We start from the raw sequence: 15,246 nt of genomic DNA on the forward strand, positions 1-15,246 counted from the left end.
CCGATGAGAAAAGTCGGAGCGCGGTGGCTCGCGACCGCCGTTTTGTCCGTCGTCGCACTGGCGGGCGCGATCGCCGGTCCGGGGGCGGCGCAGGCGGCCACCGCCCGGACGGCGGGCGCGTGCGGGCCGGTCATGTTCGTCGTACCGGGATATCAGGACGGCGGGGCGCAGAAACTTCTGGACCCGGCGCTCGCGCCGGGTGGCGCCGACCCGGTGCGCATCCCGTACCCGAACAGCGCCGGCGACGTCAATCTGTACGCCGACGTCGACGCGGGCGTCGCCAACCTCAGGACCGCGCTCTACAACCTTTATGTCACCTATGGCTGCGACCTCGACACCAAGGTGTACATCGTCGGGTTCAGCCTCGGCGCCCTCGTCGCGGGCACCGTGCTGGAGACCGAGCCACCCGGACGGAACATCCAGGGCGTGCTGATCGCCGACGGGCGGCGGCAGCCCGTCGAGTCGAACTGGCCGGGTGACCCCGGTGGCCTGATCGGGCACCTGCCCGTGCCCGGCCCGGGCGGCGCCGGTTTCCGGCCGCTGGACTCGTTCGCCTACCCGACGCTGAGCCTGTGCAACGGCCCCAATTCGGCCGGTGGCGCGGATCTGATCTGCTTCGGCGGCACCAATCTGGACAGCTACTTCACCTCGCACCCGTATTACAGCTTCGAGGTGGGCACCGAGCTGAGCATCCACGGTGAAGGCCCGTACCCGCACAACCTGCGTAACCGCGTCATTCCGTAACCAGCCACGGCATTCATCCCGATGCCGGGGTGCCGGCCGGGCGGGGGTGTTCAGCGCGGCCACCCTGTGCCCGAGTGATTCGGTCACCATCGACGACCAGGGCTACGGCACCCTGCCGTGCGGCCAGGACCAGCTGATCCAGCAGCTGGAGGACGGCAACCCGGTGCGCGCGCGGATCAACGTGGACGGCGCCGACCAGATCACCACGGTCAAGGAGAGCTACCACCCCTGATCCGGGGCACCGGATCAGGGGTGGTAGCCGGCAACGCGCCCCGGCTGCCGGTCTTTCGCGGCTCAGCCTCGGAAATCGACCTCGCTGGTTTCGACCGTCCCTCCCCTCCGGCCGGGCGCGAGCTGAAACCGCCAGTACAGGTTCGTATGCGCGATGACCTGCTCCGGCGACGGCGCGCCCCAGGCCGTCTTGTCCCCGGTGGTGTGCGCGTCGCCGACCAGCGTCGCGTCATACCCGCGGACCAGCGCCCCGTGCAGCGTCGAGCGGATGCAGGCGTCGGTCTCCGCTCCGGTGACCACGAGCCGCCCGATGCCGCGTTCGGCCAGGATCTTCTCCAGATCGGTGTCCTCGAAGGAATCCCCGTAGGACTTCTCGACGATGGGTTCGGCGTCGTCCGGCCGCAGCTCGTCGACGATGCGCCATTCCTCGCTTCCCTGCACGAGTTCCTCGTCGGAATGCCGTACCCACACCACCGGGACGCCTTCCCGCCGGGCCCGGCCGACGAGGCCGCCGATGTTCGCGACCACGGCGTCACGCTCGTAGGCGTCGTCGACGACGCCGTTCTGGACATCGACGACAAGGAGCGCGGTGTTCGGCCGGTTGTCGAGAGTGGTCATGGCAGGGTGTCCCTCCTGGTCAGGCAGCTGCGGCAGACCTTAACCTCCCCCACCGACAGAACCGGCGCTTCTCGCCGGCCGACCTGGGATCATGGCGGGGGTAACCGGCGACCTCGACGAGAGCAGCGAATGACCACACCGGATCTCGGAGCCCCACCCCGGCGCATCACCGTCGACGCGGCGCAGGTGCGCCGGTTGATCGCCGGCCAGTTCCCGCACTGGGCCGGCCTCCCGGTCCGGCCCGTGGCGGAAAACGGCTGGGACAACGTCACCTTCCACGTCGGCGACGCGATGATCGCGCGGCTGCCGAGCGCGGCCGAGTACGCACTGGCCGTCGACAAGGAACAACGGTGGCTTCCGGTGCTCGCTCCCCTGCTGCCGCTGCCCATCCCCATCCCACTGGCGAAGGGGCGGCCGGACGCGGATTATCCCTTTTCCTGGTCCATTTACCGATGGCTCGACGGTGAACCCGCGAGCGCGGACCGCGTTTCCGACCCGGTCCGCTTCGCCCTCGACCTGGCCGGATTCCTGGCGGTCTTGCAGAGTCTCGATGCCACCGACGGTCCCCGGCCCGGTAAGCACAACTGGTTCCGGGGCGCCACCCTGCGCACCTACGACGCGCAGGTCCGGCGCGCCCTCACCGCGCTGGACGGCCATATCGACGTCGACCTCGCGCGCGAGCTCTGGGAGACCGCGCTGGACTCACCCTTCGACGGCGTCGACCGGTGGTTCCACGGCGACATCGCAGCGGGAAATCTCCTGCTCGACGGCGGGAAGCTGGCGGCCGTCATCGACTTCGGGACCTGCGGGGTCGGTGATCCGTCCTGCGACCTGGCCATCGCTTGGACGCTGTTGACCGACGACGCCAGGCAGGCGTTTCGCGAGCGCCTGTCCGTCGACGACGCGACCTGGGCGCGCGGGCGCGGCTGGGCGCTGTGGAAGGCGCTGATCGGGTACGCGCGGACGGTGAGCCGGGCCGACGAGGAGGCCGCGGAGGCGCGGCGCGTGCTCGGCGAGATCTTTCCGCCGGGCTCGTGAGTGAGGAGTAGGGCGAAGCGCGCTTGATGCCGCGTCCATGAACCCTCATGGGCTCGGGCCACGACGACGGAGGTATGTCCGAAGCCAGGACTCGGCCCACCGCACGCGGTAGCATCACGGGACCAGCCGATCCGGCCGCCGCCGTCGACCGGATCGCTGCCCGCTATTGGGAGGTAGCTTGATGTACACCCCGTCCGCACACCCGTTTCCGGTGGCGCTGACCCCGGGCGACCCGGTCCGGGAAGCGGCGTTCCAGGCCGCCACCGCCCGCCTCGACGAGTGGTTCGGCGATCGCGTTCAGGTGCAGGTGGAACGCTTCGACCGCCTGGGGCCTTGGGTGTTCTTGCAGGGCACGATGCGTGGCACCGACAACGGCCGCCCGTACTACGCCGGCACCGTCTACGAGGCACGCCGGGCCGACGGCGTCATGTCCGACGTCTACGTCGCCCTGCTCAAGAAGACCGACGAACCGCGTCCCGAGAACGACGCGCGGGCCTGGCGCTTGGCGAACTACGCGGTCGGCCCGACCGACGTCGCTTGGCTGACCTGGCCGGACGAGCACGAGGCACCGCGCGCGCTGTTCGGATTCTGACCCTTCCGCCGAGGCCGGGTCCTGTAAGTCTGTTCGAAGACGACTTACAGGACGCGGCCTGACCGGCTCAGGTCGGCGGGGTGAGGACCTTCACGAGGCCGCCGCCGCCACCCATGCTGATCTTCTGCGAACCGTCGGGGTTGATGTTGTTCGAGCCGATGAACTGACCATCGCCCGCGTACAGCACGACGTGCCCGCCGCCGTTCGAGATCACCACGTCGCCGGGCTTCGCCTGGGAGAGCGGTACCGACTTCCAGCCGTCCGCCTCGAGGTTGGCCGTCAGCCCCGCGACCGAGGCGCTGGCCTGGTTCTTGTCGATCAGACCGGCCGCCTCCAGGCAGCCCGAAACGAAGTTCGCGCAGTTGACGTTGTTGGGCACCCAGGACTGCATCGCGGGCAGCTCGCCGCTGCGCTTGAGGTCACCGGCGTTACGGCCGAGGAACTGCTCGGCGATCTTGGCCGGGTTGTCGCCCCGCGCGTCGATCGGCTTGGCGGGCCTTCCGTCGCCCTGGACCCCGGCGACCCCACCGCCGCCACCGCCACCGCCGTCTCCGCCGCCGTACACGGGGGCCGGGCCGACCCTCGAATCGACGGGTTTGGCGTGGACGCTCGACGCCGTGGTCTGGCCGCTTTCGGCGGGAATCAACTCCAGGAAACCGCCTTCGATTTCCAGGCCGAGCGGTTTGAGGAGATCGTCGATCTGTTTCTCGGCGGCGTCCAGCGCGCGCTCGATCTCCTCTTTCTTGCCGTTGGAGTCCTTCTCGTTGAGCTGCCGGAGCCGCTCGATGTCGGTCGCCGCGGCGGCGATCTCGTTGTCGTCTTTGGCGTTGTTCTTCCGCTGCCGGGCCGCGCCGATCAGGGCGCGGTTGTCGGCGTCCTTGTCGTTGGCTTCCTGGGCGAGCTGCGCGACCTTCTTCTTGACCTCGTCCAGGATCTCGGACACGCGCTGGAGGATGTTCTTGGCCGCTTCGGCCTTGTCGCTGACCTTGTAGCTGGCTTTGCCGAGCGCTTCGAGGTGGTCGGCGACGGCGTCGGCGTCCTTGCCTTCCCATTCGCGCAGCACGTCATCGCGAAAAAGCTTCAGATCGTCGCCGAGATCGTTGGCCTTGGTGGCGGCTCCGCCGACCTTGGCCGCCTGGTCGTTGACCGCGCGCGCGTTGAGCTTCTGTGCCTGTTGGGCGTGCTTGTCGATGGCGTCCATCGACTTCGGACGGTCACGCGACGGGTCGTCGAGCGCACCCAGATCCCGTTCTGCGGTGGTCATCGGTTAATCCCCCTGTGTTCCCGTCCTCGATCCGATCAGTCCCGCTCGCGGTGGCCGCCGAGAGTGTGCACGCCCTGGGCCTCGTCGGCCCGTATGCGCGCGGCTGCACTGGCCAGCGCCGCCGACGCGGCGTCGACGAGCTTCGCGGCGGCGTTCAGCTCGGCGTTCACGCCACTGTAGAACCCCTGCACCGTCTTACCCGCGCTGGCCGCGTTGCTCAGATCGCCGAAGGCGCCGCCGGGGTTACCGTCACCCAAGTCCGTGCCCGTCTTGCTGAACCCGTCTTTGAGCCCGCCGACCTTCTTGGCCAGCGCGGCGATCTGATCCGGGTCGAATCGGCGAGTCATGAGTGATCCCTCCAGTCTCGGCGCCTGCGCCCGTGCGTACCTGACCAATAGTGCTCCATCGCGCAGCTTAGGAGTTCACACCCACCCGCGCGCGACGTTTCCCGAAACGCGATGACGACCTTTCGTGTACACCGACGCACCTCACCGCGCTTCGGTTCCCCACCTCGGCCAGCGGATCTTCGGGAGGACGCCGACCCTCCGCTCAGTCGAGGATCTGCACGTGACCGTCGGTGCCGTCGACCCGGATCCGCTGCCCGTCCCGGATCAGCCGGGTGGCTCCCTCCAGGCCCACGACGGCGGGCAGCCCGTACTCCCGCGCGATCACCGCCCCGTGCGTCATCAGGCCGCCTACCTCGGTCACCAGTCCGGCGACGGCGACGAACAGCGGGGTCCAGCTGGGATCGGTGTAGGTGGTGACCAGGATGTCGCCCGTCTCGATGTCGGCGTGCGCCATGTCCACGACGACCCGCGCCCGGCCCTCGACGGTGCCCGCCGAGACCGGCAGACCGGCCAGCGCGCCGGGCGGGGCGTCCTCGCGCCGGTAGTCGCCGGTGACGACCTCACCGTCCGAGGTGAGGACCCGGGGCGGCGTGAGCGCTTCGTACGAGCGGAACGCCTCCCGCCTCGCCTGGATCAGTTCGTCATCCGCCTTTCCGCTGCGCACGACTTCGTGCAGTTCCCGCAGCCGGAGATAGAAGATGTCCTCCTTCTCCCGCAGAGTGCCGGCCCGCACGAGGCGCCCGGCTTCTCGCAGCAACGCCTGTTTGTAGACGAAATAGCGGCTGACCATGCCGTACTTGGGGTATTCCCGGTAACCGGCGAAGGTGCGGACGCGGTCGATCATCAGCTTGGTCTGGTGGGCCTTTTCCTTCCCATCGGGCAGGGCCGCCAACCGCGTCAGCAGTTCTTCCTCTTTCCGTCGCGCCTCCTGGGCCCCTTGAGCGAACCGTCGTTTGCCCGCGCCCGGCTCGAAGTTCTTGATGTTGCCGAGGAGCAGGGGCACCAGGGTGGCTGGATGTTCGCTCCAGCGCGTCCTGGTGATGTCGATCTCGCCCGCGCAACGCATTCCGTACTCGTCGAGGTAGCCCACGATGGCGTCGCGTGCCTCTCGGCCACCGGGCAGGTCGGCCAGCTCGTCGAGGAAGCCGTCCCGGCCCTCGTCCACCACGCGCCGCAGGAACTCCAGCACGGCCGCGTGCGGCCGGATCGTGTCCGCGACGTCGAGCAGCGCCAGCCCCATCTCCGCCGTGACATTGTGGGGCACGGACTGCGTCAGGGCGTCGGCCGCGTTCTTCTCGCCGAGCCAGGCTTCGAGGTTGTCGTTGAGCCAGCCCGCCGCCTCCATTCCCGCCGTGATCACCTGGTGGCTGCGCGGGTCGAACAGGAGCCGCTTCAGCTCGGCGATATCGGCGAGGATGAAGTCGAGCAGCGCCGGTCCCGACCGGGCTTGGATCTCCTGTCGCAGGGTGGCCACCGACTCCTGGTTTCGCGCGATCAACTCGGTGACGACCGCCGGGTCGGTCTCGATCGGGGCGGGCGTACCGGCAGCGGGTCCGGCGCCGCCGTCGCCGTCGGGAACCGAGCGGACGAAGTCGCCGCGGTCGAGCACCGTTTGCAACGCGTCCCGGATCAGCGGATCGGACTTCCCCAGCGTCCCCAGCATGGTCGCGCGACCGGCGGAGGTCGCCAGCGCGGGTGCGACGTCGACGAACAGCCGGCCGCCCGCCTCGTGCATCGGGCGCGGGGTCGTGAGCTGCCAGAGCGACAGACCCAGCGGCTTCATCGCGTCGGTCATCATCTGCTGGTGGCCGACGGAGACGTAGACGTGGTTCTCCTGGTCGTCGACCTCCGGCAGGGGGAACAACGTGGTGATCGGACGGCTCTGGACGACGTGGAGGTCGTCGTCGGCCAGGCACCATTCGATGTCCTGAGGACGTCCGAAACGCGCTTCGATCCGACGGCCCAGCCGCACCAGGCGCAGGACCTGCGCGTCCGTCAACGCAGGCCGCGTCTGCCGCTCCGGCTCGATCGGCACATCCAGGGTGCCGCCTCCCGTCGCCGCGTGGACGGCCCGCTGCTTCGTGGCGACAGCGGTGGAGACGATCTCGTCGTCACGCACCGTGTAGACGTCCCCGTTCACCAGACCGGAGACCAGCGCCTCGCCCAGCCCCCAGCCCGCCTCCACGGTGGCGATCTTCCGGTTCGACGTCACCGGATCGGCGGTGAACAGGATCCCGGCCGCCTCGGGGAACACCATCCGCTGCACGACCACGGCCATCCACACGCTCCGGTGATCGAAGCCGTTGTGCAGTCGGTAGGTCACCGCTCGTTCGGTGAACAGCGAGGCCCAGCATCGCCGGATGTGCCGGAGGACCTCCTCCTCGCCCACGATGTTGAGGTACGAGTCCTGCTGCCCGGCGAACGACGCCGTCGGCAGATCCTCGGCCGTCGCGCTGGACCGCACGGCGTAGGCGGCCCGCTCCCCGAGCCTGGCCAGCGACGCGCTGACCTCGGCCACCAGTTCGGCGGGCATCGTGACACCTTCGACGAGCCCGCGGATCTCCTCGCTCAGCGTGCGGATCGCCGCGCGATCGGCAGGGTCCACGCGGGAGAGCAGGTCGAGGTGCGCACCGATCGACGGCGTCGCGGCGACGACCTGCCGGAAGGCGTCGGTCGTCACGCAGAAACCGTCCGGTACCCGGACACCGTCGATCCGCGAGAGCTCACCCAGCTGGGCGCCCTTTCCGCCGACGTCCGCGAGATTCGTCCGGTCGATCTGCTCGAAACCCATCACCTTGGCCAATTGCCCTGCTCCATCGTTCGTCGGTTCGGTGTGCGACGGGCAGTATGGATCAAGTTCCGGCGCCACATGAGGTGCGCGATTCTGGTATAACCTGAAAGGGGCGGGGGTTCCCCCGGTGTCAATCACCCGGAATTTCTTTTTCTGGACACCCGTGCGCCAAACGACCAGGCCCGATCATCGTCCAGTCGATTTCCGCGCTGTTATGGGGAAATCCGCCCGGCGGCCCCGCTTTCTCCGGTTGAATACTCACGAAGTTCCCGACAGGTGAGGAGATCTCGTGCGGAGAGCTAGCAGGCTGGGGGCACTGGCCGTTTCGGTACTGGCGGCGACGACGGCGCTGGGAGGTGCGGCGTCGGCCGACACCGTGCAGTCGTTCCACACTTCGCTCGACCCCGCTTCGGTGCGGGAGTCGGTGCACTACCTGGTCCGTACCTATCAGGTGAACGAGCAGGAAGCGTTGCGCCGTCTGGAATTGCAGACGGACGGGGCGAAACTGGACGAGCTGCTGCGCCGTGATCGCGGCGCCGAGTACGGCGGAATGTGGCTCGACCAGAGCAAGGGCCAGCTGGTCGTGGCGATGACCGAACCGGCGGCCGCCGAGCCGTATCTGAAGGCGATGCCCGTCCGGGCCGATGTCCGCACGCAGCGGGTCCAGCATTCGTTGCGGCAGCTCACGGCGGCGAAGGAACGCGTCGCGGCCAAGGTCGGCGCAGGACGGGAGGCCGTCTACCTTCCGGCGGTGAGTGAATCCGAGAACCGCGTCGTGCTTTGGGAACGTGCCTGGGTGGCAAAAGACAAGGTGGCGACGCGCGCCGCCGGTGACGTCGTGGCCGCCGAAGCGGACACCGCGCGCGAGGCCGCGGCGGCGGAATCCGGCATGGTCGTCTCCCGCGTCTTGGCGGAGCCGAACGCGCTGTCCACGCCGAATGTGGACTGGGGTTACTGCCATCCGCTCTACTGCACCGATTACGGCCCGATGCGCGGCGGCATCCGGCTGGACATGAAGCGGGACGACGGCACCTGGGGCGGCTGCACCAGCGCCTTCAACCTGCGGTCCACCGGCGGCGGTTTCCCCGGCAAGGGCTGGGTGTTGACCGCGGGGCACTGCATGCGGACGAAGACCAACAACACGCCGACCCAGCACAACGGCAACGCCGTGGTGCAGCAGCACGGCATCGAGAAGAGCTCCTACCCGTACGACTACGCGGCCCTGCCGTACGTGGACGACGCGGCGGCCACGAAATGGCTCGAGGGGCAGACCGGCCGCAACCGGGTGCTGAAGTACTGCCGCAACGGCGGCATGGACAGCAACGGTGACACCCCGTGCGGTACGCAGGCCACGTCGGTGGACGAGTACATCACCGGCACCCACACGCTCGCCGAGATCAAGGCGGGCTGGGTCGTCTGCGCGAGCGGGACGGCGTCGAGCGCGGCGAACTACCCCGATTCCGTCGACAGCGGCGCGGGCGCCGGCTACCTCGTCGGCACCCGCTGCGGTCGCGTCCTGTCCACGGACGTCGGTATCAACACCGACCTGTGCGCCCGTCCCGGCGACAGTGGCGGACCGCTGTTCAGCCAGGCCGACCACACCGCGCTGGGCATCCTGATCGGCAACCAGCAGTCCCGGTCCGGTCCCTGCCAGGCGGGCGAACTGAACAACTACGCGCCGATCGAGACGATCACCACCGACCTCAGCGAGCGGATCGCCTCGAAGGGCTCGACGTTCGCGGTGATCACGACTCCGAACGGCTGAGCGACGGATCTGCGGCCTTGCTGGCGTGAAGTACATGATGGCCCCCTTCCTTGCGCCTAGCGCAAGGAAGGGGGCCATCATGTACTGGGGGCTCAGCCGCTACCGGGCTCACCCGCCGGAGAAACACCCTTGGCCTGAACGACCCGAATCACTCACGACCCGTTAAACCAGGCCGAGTTCCCGTGCCCGTACACCCGCTTGAAAACGGGACTCCGCGCCCAGCGCCGACATCAGTTCGGCCACCCGGCGCCGGTAGGTACGCACGCCGAGGCCGAGGGACCGGGCGGCGGCTTCGTCCTTGACCCCGCTGCCGAGCAGGTCCAGCACGGCAGGCGCGAGCCGGCGGATCTCGGAGACCCGCGCGTCGAAGACGGCGAGCTCGGTCGCCGAGCGCCAGGCCGTCTCGAACAGCGAAATCACGCCCTGCACGGTTTCGGGCTGGGTGATGACGCTGTAGCCGCGTTGCCCGGCGATGAGGTCACCGGCCAGGATCACGAGCCTGCCGTCCATGATGATCGTCTCGTTGAGGTCCTCGGTGGTGATGCGGATCCGCGCGCCGAAAGTGTCGCGCCGGTCCGCGAGTTCCTGCGCGGAGCCGGGGTCGAGCAGCACGCTGGACCGGTAGATCTTGCGGATCCGCAGGTCGGCCGCACGGCGTCGCGCCGCCGTGGGGATCTCGCCGGACTTGCGGTCGGCGACCCAGGTCGCGAGGTCGTTGGCGGCGCACGCGAGGTCGGTCACGGTGGTGAACAGGTGCCCCACTCGCCGGAACAGCTCCTCCTCACCGCGCACGACCGTGACCGCGTCACCTGCCCGCGTGATGCCGTCGTCAGCCCGCATGGCATCAATACTGCCTGGCGTTCCCGGCCCGCGACCACCTGGCAGCTTGTTGCCATTTCCTGACTTCCGGCCGCCCCGTCGCGACGCTGGGCCACATGACGAACATCCAGCACAACGCCGCAGGTCTGTGGCGACTCGGCGACCGCACCGTCAACCGGCTCGGCCTCGGCGCGATGCGGTTGACCGGTATGCCCTGGGACGCGAAACCCAAGAGCCGCGAGGACGCCATCGCCGTCCTGCGCCGCGCGATCGAACTCGGCGTCAACCACATCGACACCGCCTCGTTCTATTTCACCCCCACGCGCTCGGCGAACGAGTTGATCAGCACCGCGCTCCAGCCCTATCCCGAAGACCTCGTGATCACCACGAAGGTGGGGGCCGGCCGGTCCCGGGACGGCGAGTTCTCCTTCGCGCGTCCCGATCAGCTCCGCGGTCAGATCGAAGAGAACATCCGGCAGCTCGGCCGCGACCAGCTCGACGTCGTCAACCTGCGCTGGGGCGCCGCGATGGGCAAGGAACCCGGCTCGGTGGCCGAACATTTCGGCGCGCTCGCGGATCTGCGCGAAGCGGGTTTGCTCCGCCACCTCGGCATCTCCAACGTCGTGGCCGAGCAGCTGACCGAGGCGAGGACGATCGCGCCGGTGGTCTGTGTGCAGAACCGGTACGGCCTGACCGACCGGGAAGACGATGCCCTGGTCGACCTGTGCGCCGAGCACGGCATCGCCTTCGTACCGTTCTTCGCCGTCACGACCTCGGTTCCCGGCGCGGCCTCGCACGATGGCCCCGTTCCCGGACAGGCCGAGATCGCGAAGGTCGCCGACGCGCACGGCGCCAGCCCGGCGCAGATCCGGCTCGCCTGGACGCTGCACCGCGGCGCGCACGTGCTCGCCATCCCCGGCACCGGCGACCCCGCGCACCTGGAGGAGAACGTCGCGGCGGGCGCCATCCGGCTCAGCGCGGACGAGCTGGCACTGCTCGACGCCATCGCCCCTCAGCCGGGAGCCGGTGGCAGCTGAGCCCGGGTTGTCTCACCGGCCGCGTCGTCGGCGGGCGGCGGTCGCCGTGGCGAGGGTCCGGAGCACGTTCTGGGTGGCGGCGAGGTCGATACAGGCGTCCGTGATGGATTGGCCGTAGGTGAGCGGCCGGTCCGGGTGGAGGTCCTGGCGGCCTGCCTGGAGGTTGGATTCCAGCATGACGCCGACGATGCCACGCTGGCCGGTCCTGATCTGTTCGGCGATCTGCTCGGCGACGACGGGTTGCTGGAGATGGTCTTTCCGGCTGTTGTCGTGGCTGGCGTCGATCACGACGCGCCGCCGCAGTCCGGCGTTCTGGAGGGTGGTGAGGACCGCCCGGACGGACGCCGGGTTGTGGTTGGGCGCGCTGTTGCCACCACGCAGGACCACATGGCAGTCGGGATTGCCGACGGTGTGCAGGATCGCGGGCAGGCCGCCGGGGTCGACGCCGGGGACGACATGGCGTGCCTCGGCGGCGCGGATCGCGTCGACGGCGACGGTGACATCGCCGTCGCGGCGGTTCTTGAAGCCGACGGGCATCGACAGGCCGCTGGCGAGCATGCGGTGGTTCTGGCTTTCCACGGTGCGGGCACCGATGGCGCCCCAGGAGACGGCGTCGGCGAGATAGGCCGGGATGGTGGTGTCCAGCCATTCGCACGCGACGGGGAGGCCGCCTTCGGCCAGTTCGAGGAGGAGGTCACGCGCGATGCGCAGCCCCTGGTTGACGTCGCCGGTGCCGTCGAGGTGGGGGTCGTTGATGAGCCCTTTCCAGCCACCGACCGTACGCGGTTTTTCGAAGTACACCCGCATGACGATCAGGAGGTCGTCGGCGAACCGGCCGGCGAGGGCGGCGAGGCGGTCGGCGTATTCGAGCGCCGCGGCGGGGTCGTGCACCGAGCAGGGGCCCGCGATCACGAGCAGCCTGTCGTCCTCACCGTCGAGGACATGGACGACGTTTGCGCGCCCTTCCCGCACCGTGTCGGCCGCGGTGGCGCTGAGCGGCAATTCATGGTGCAGCAGGGCGGGGGTGACCAAAGGGACCGTGCGATCGATGCGCTGATTGTCGAGATCGGCCGCGGCGGCGATTGTTGTCATCAGATATCCAGCGTTTCTGCCGGCACCGGGCACTGGGAAAGCCGGGGTTTCCCGGCCCGGTCGGCGGTCTCGGGTGAATGACGAACTCAAAATAACCGAAAAGGCTTTGTCCAGCTCGTAAGCGACACCGGCCGTTTTGCCTGCCCGAATCACTCACGACCAACGCCCCGTCCAGATCGGATCCCGTTTCTCGGCGAAGGCGCGAGGCCCTTCGATGGCGTCCGCACTTCGCCGACGGCGCTCTTCCCAGAAATACGAAGTGGTGAACGCCTCTTCGAGCGGGAGGTCGACCGACCGCAGTGCGGCCTCTTTGATAGCGCGAATCGAAAGCGGGGCACCGCGCACCAGGCTGTCGGTCCATTCCGCGACACACCGGTCCATTTCGGCGGGCGGTACGACCTCGTTCACCAGTCCGTATCGAAGTGCCGTGGCCGCGTCCATCCGGCGCCCGGTCAGCAGATACCCCATCGCCACCTTCTGCGGCAGCTGCCGCGGCAGGCGGAACACCCCGCCGGCTCCGGCGATCAGGCCGAGCCGGACCTCCGGCAGGGCGAAGACCGCGTCCTCGGCGGCGATGACGATGTCGCAGGCGAGCACCAGCTCGAAGCCGCCACCCAGCGCGTAGCCGTGCACCCGGGCGACCACCGGTTTGGACAGGGTGAACCGGTCCGTCAGCCGCGGATGACCCGGCTGTCCCCCACTGCCGAACGTCGAAGGCGGCAGGCCGGACTCGTCGAGCCGCGCGCGTTCCTTGAGGTCCTGCCCCACGGAGAACGCGCGATTTCCGGCACCGGTGAGGACCACCACCCTGATGTCGTCGTCGGCCTCGACGTCGTCCCAGATCCCGGCGAGGTCTTCGTGCATCCGCCGGTTCATCGCGTTCAGCACTTCGGGCCGGTCCATCGTCACGTAGGCGACGTGGTCCTTCTTCTCGTACCGCACCACGGTTTCGCTCATCGCGATCCCCGGGCGAAGCCACCCACCTTGCCGATCACGTCCGCGCCGTAGATGCGCAACGCCTGCTGCAGGGCGAATTCGGCCATGTACCCACGGAATCCTTCGAGCGGTTCCTCGGCCAGGTTCATCATGCGCCGGTTGGCCCGAACCGCGTCTCCGTCGAGTCCGGCCAGCGCGCCCTGGATCGCCGCGTCCATCTCCTCCGGCGGGACGACCTCGTCCACGAGCAGCCGCGCGTCCGGCTCGTTCGCCAGGATCCGGCGGCCGCCGAGGATCACCTGCCGGGCCACCCGCGGCCCGGTGCACCGGGAAAGCCGGAAATTCGAAGCCCCGGGAATGATCCCTTCCGTCGCCGCGGGCAGGGAAAAGTACGAGTCGGAAGCCGCGATCACGTGATCGAAGACCAGCAGGAGCTGGGCCCCGCCGCCGATGGCGAAGGAATCGACGGCAGCCATCCACGGCTTGTCGACGAACCGCGAGTGCCACGAACCGTCCGTGCCGATGCCGCGCACGATTTTGTGGATATAGCCCAGTTCCCGCCGCAGGAGGAAATCGACGAGGGGGATGTCGCCCGAGCTCAGCTTCTTGAGGTTGATCCCCGCGCAGAACACCCGGCGCCCCCGGTAGCGGGGATGGCTCATCTCGCCGCCGCGCAGCATCCCCACCCGGACGGACGGATCGAGCAGCGCCAGGTCGACAGCGGTCTCCATGTCGTCGACCTGCTGGGCGTCCTCGGCGTTCAGGCAGTCGTCCCGGCACAGGGTCAGATACGCGACACCGTCACGACGCTCCAGCCGGACGGCCTCCATCCGCACGACCCCGGACTCGACGAATTCGGGCAGCAGAGCGAGCGCCCTGGCGGTGGGCCTGAGCATGGCGTCGAGCAGATGCGGACCGGCCTGCGGGGCACGCAGGATCCCGCGCAGGAAGATGCCCTGATCGATCTCGCGCCCTTCCTTCTCCGCCTGCTGTCGCGAACGCTCGGCCGCCATCTGCTCTTCCGTGGGCACCAGTCCTGGATAGGCCAGTGCGGCGGCTCGGACGAGTTCGTCGACCCGCAGGTACCGGGTCCGGCCGTCGGTGAGCGCGTCGTAGATCTCCTCGGCGTGCGTCGCCACGAAGTCCGTGCGCAGTGTCCTGATCTCGTCCAGCGCCGAGGACGCGGCGTCGCGTTGCGCGTCCGTCCGGGCGGAAGGCGACGGCAGTCCGGCGAGCAGCTCGTCGACTCGCCGGGCCGCCTCCGCCAGGGCTCGGTGGTCGAGCCCTGACGAAGGCGACATAGTGCGGGAATCCGTTGTCACGGCTTCGCTTCCCGTCGCAAGGCCCGGTCCGCCGCGGCCAGGTGCGCGCCGAGCGCCTCTTCGAAGGTGGTCGAGCCCGCCTCGAAGATCAGCTGCCTGCGAATCGCCAGCTCCGCGCCGTCCATCACACCGTCCAACTCCGCCAGCGTCTTCGCCGGGTCCCCGGACACCTCGTCGATCAGGTTGAGGGCGAGCGCGCGTTCGGTCCCGATCGGGGCGCCGAGCAACACGGCCCGCCGGATACCCGCCGCGCCCGCCTGCTGGGTGAGCCGGTAGACGGTCATCCCCGGCCAGGTGGCTTCGCCGACGGAAGCGAGTCGCAACCGGGTCCCCGGCTCGGCGATCCGGACGTCGGCGGCGAGAACGAGGTCCAGCGCCGGTCCGGCGCACTCACCCGACGCCACCGCGGCGGTGAGCCTGCCCAATCGCTCGAACCGGCGCACGGCCCGTTCCCACTTGGAGACGAGGCCGACCGCGAGCCCCTTCGTCCAGTCGGCAGGCGGGGCTCCCGTGACATGAACGGTGACCAGACCCGCTTCCCGCCGGTCTTCGGCCCGATCGCAGAGGGCGCCGAGCTCCTCGACCACCGCGGCCGACAACGGCCGGGAGCCGTCGAACCGCAGCACCAGTTCACCGTTCACTTCATTACG

Annotated in this window: 15 protein-coding genes; 6 read left to right on the plus strand and 9 right to left on the minus strand. The window is 69.1% G+C overall.

All coding sequences use genetic code 11. The features are described from left to right. Window positions 1-3: 3 nt before the first annotated feature. Both AVL48_RS33815 and AVL48_RS33820 read left to right on the plus strand, forming a co-directional pair. Complete coding sequence (locus AVL48_RS33815) at window positions 4-744, plus strand: hypothetical protein (RefSeq protein ID WP_061981387.1); 741 nt, start codon at window positions 4-6, stop codon at window positions 742-744. 46 nt (window positions 745-790) lie between these two features. Then, on the plus strand, window positions 791-976 hold the full coding sequence (locus tag AVL48_RS33820) for a hypothetical protein (RefSeq protein WP_061981386.1): 186 nt from the start codon (window positions 791-793) through the stop codon (window positions 974-976). Window positions 977-1,038: 62 nt separating this feature from the next. Here the strand turns inward: AVL48_RS33820 and AVL48_RS33825 are convergent, their stop codons facing one another. Then, complete coding sequence (locus AVL48_RS33825) at window positions 1,039-1,593, minus strand: cysteine hydrolase family protein (RefSeq protein WP_061981385.1); 555 nt, start codon at window positions 1,591-1,593, stop codon at window positions 1,039-1,041. 129 nt (window positions 1,594-1,722) lie between these two features. On the opposite strand from AVL48_RS33825, the gene AVL48_RS33830 reads away from it, so the two are divergent. After that, entirely contained in the window at window positions 1,723-2,631 is a 909-nt protein-coding gene (locus tag AVL48_RS33830) for an aminoglycoside phosphotransferase family protein (protein ID WP_061981384.1), read from the plus strand. Window positions 2,632-2,812: 181 nt separating this feature from the next. Further along, on the plus strand, window positions 2,813-3,223 hold the full coding sequence (locus tag AVL48_RS33835) for a hypothetical protein (protein WP_061981383.1): 411 nt from the start codon (window positions 2,813-2,815) through the stop codon (window positions 3,221-3,223). Between the two features lie 67 nt (window positions 3,224-3,290). On the opposite strand, the gene AVL48_RS33840 is transcribed toward AVL48_RS33835, so the two are convergent. From AVL48_RS33840 to rph, 3 genes are all read right to left on the minus strand, one after another. Continuing rightward, window positions 3,291-4,487 (minus strand): NlpC/P60 family protein, encoded by a 1,197-nt coding sequence (locus AVL48_RS33840; protein ID WP_061981382.1) that lies wholly within the window; start codon window positions 4,485-4,487, stop codon window positions 3,291-3,293. A 35-nt stretch (window positions 4,488-4,522) separates the two neighbouring features. Beyond that, complete coding sequence (locus AVL48_RS33845) at window positions 4,523-4,834, minus strand: hypothetical protein (protein WP_061981381.1); 312 nt, start codon at window positions 4,832-4,834, stop codon at window positions 4,523-4,525. A 202-nt stretch (window positions 4,835-5,036) separates the two neighbouring features. Next, on the minus strand, window positions 5,037-7,628 hold the full coding sequence (rph, locus tag AVL48_RS33850) for a rifamycin-inactivating phosphotransferase (RefSeq protein WP_244162372.1): 2,592 nt from the start codon (window positions 7,626-7,628) through the stop codon (window positions 5,037-5,039). A gap of 286 nt (window positions 7,629-7,914) precedes the next feature. Here rph and AVL48_RS33855 point away from each other — a divergent pair, with 286 nt between their 5' ends. Beyond that, the gene (locus tag AVL48_RS33855) at window positions 7,915-9,390 is read left to right on the plus strand and encodes a trypsin-like serine protease (RefSeq protein WP_177242304.1); all 1,476 of its coding nucleotides are present in this window, start codon (window positions 7,915-7,917) and stop codon (window positions 9,388-9,390) included. 162 nt (window positions 9,391-9,552) lie between these two features. Here the strand turns inward: AVL48_RS33855 and AVL48_RS33860 are convergent, their stop codons facing one another. Further along, window positions 9,553-10,230 carry a helix-turn-helix domain-containing protein gene (locus AVL48_RS33860; protein ID WP_061981380.1) on the minus strand — a complete coding sequence of 226 codons (678 nt, stop codon included), beginning with the start codon at window positions 10,228-10,230 and terminating at the stop codon, window positions 9,553-9,555. 95 nt (window positions 10,231-10,325) lie between these two features. Between AVL48_RS33860 and AVL48_RS33865 the strand changes: the two genes are divergently transcribed. Beyond that, complete coding sequence (locus tag AVL48_RS33865) at window positions 10,326-11,246, plus strand: oxidoreductase (RefSeq protein ID WP_061981379.1); 921 nt, start codon at window positions 10,326-10,328, stop codon at window positions 11,244-11,246. A gap of 12 nt (window positions 11,247-11,258) precedes the next feature. Here the strand turns inward: AVL48_RS33865 and AVL48_RS33870 are convergent, their stop codons facing one another. The 4 genes from AVL48_RS33870 to dpgB form a co-directional block, all read right to left on the minus strand. Next, complete coding sequence (locus tag AVL48_RS33870) at window positions 11,259-12,338, minus strand: 3-deoxy-7-phosphoheptulonate synthase (protein WP_061981378.1); 1,080 nt, start codon at window positions 12,336-12,338, stop codon at window positions 11,259-11,261. A gap of 153 nt (window positions 12,339-12,491) precedes the next feature. Next, window positions 12,492-13,295, minus strand: coding sequence for an enoyl-CoA-hydratase DpgD (dpgD, locus tag AVL48_RS33875; protein ID WP_061981377.1), 804 nt, complete (start codon window positions 13,293-13,295; stop codon window positions 12,492-12,494). Next, a complete protein-coding gene (dpgC, locus tag AVL48_RS33880) occupies window positions 13,292-14,575 on the minus strand; it encodes a (3,5-dihydroxyphenyl)acetyl-CoA 1,2-dioxygenase DpgC (protein ID WP_061981376.1) in 1,284 nt (427 codons plus the stop codon). The genes dpgD and dpgC overlap by 4 nt, the downstream gene beginning before the upstream one ends. Window positions 14,576-14,592: 17 nt before the next feature. After that, a complete protein-coding gene (gene dpgB, locus AVL48_RS33885; RefSeq protein ID WP_244162361.1) occupies window positions 14,593-15,237 on the minus strand; it encodes an enoyl-CoA-hydratase DpgB in 645 nt (214 codons plus the stop codon). Window positions 15,238-15,246: the final 9 nt, after the last annotated feature.

The sequence above is a fragment of the Amycolatopsis regifaucium genome (assembly GCF_001613935.1).
Lineage (GTDB): Bacteria > Actinomycetota > Actinomycetes > Mycobacteriales > Pseudonocardiaceae > Amycolatopsis > Amycolatopsis regifaucium.

What these genes read in the sequence shown, in the direction of transcription:
- AVL48_RS33830 (WP_061981384.1), top strand. Translation starts at nt 1,723, where the DNA reads ATGACCACACCGGATCTCGGAGCCCCACCCCGGCGCATCACCGTCGAC.
- AVL48_RS33840 (WP_061981382.1), bottom strand. Translation starts at nt 4,487, where the DNA reads ATGACCACCGCAGAACGGGATCTGGGTGCGCTCGACGACCCGTCGCGT.
- dpgD (WP_061981377.1), bottom strand. Translation starts at nt 13,295, where the DNA reads ATGAGCGAAACCGTGGTGCGGTACGAGAAGAAGGACCACGTCGCCTAC.
- dpgC (WP_061981376.1), bottom strand. Translation starts at nt 14,575, where the DNA reads ATGTCGCCTTCGTCAGGGCTCGACCACCGAGCCCTGGCGGAGGCGGCC.
- AVL48_RS33825 (WP_061981385.1), bottom strand. Translation starts at nt 1,593, where the DNA reads ATGACCACTCTCGACAACCGGCCGAACACCGCGCTCCTTGTCGTCGAT.
- AVL48_RS33870 (WP_061981378.1), bottom strand. Translation starts at nt 12,338, where the DNA reads ATGACAACAATCGCCGCCGCGGCCGATCTCGACAATCAGCGCATCGAT.
- AVL48_RS33835 (WP_061981383.1), top strand. Translation starts at nt 2,813, where the DNA reads ATGTACACCCCGTCCGCACACCCGTTTCCGGTGGCGCTGACCCCGGGC.
- AVL48_RS33865 (WP_061981379.1), top strand. Translation starts at nt 10,326, where the DNA reads ATGACGAACATCCAGCACAACGCCGCAGGTCTGTGGCGACTCGGCGAC.
- AVL48_RS33860 (WP_061981380.1), bottom strand. Translation starts at nt 10,230, where the DNA reads ATGCGGGCTGACGACGGCATCACGCGGGCAGGTGACGCGGTCACGGTC.
- AVL48_RS33815 (WP_061981387.1), top strand. Translation starts at nt 4, where the DNA reads ATGAGAAAAGTCGGAGCGCGGTGGCTCGCGACCGCCGTTTTGTCCGTC.
- AVL48_RS33845 (WP_061981381.1), bottom strand. Translation starts at nt 4,834, where the DNA reads ATGACTCGCCGATTCGACCCGGATCAGATCGCCGCGCTGGCCAAGAAG.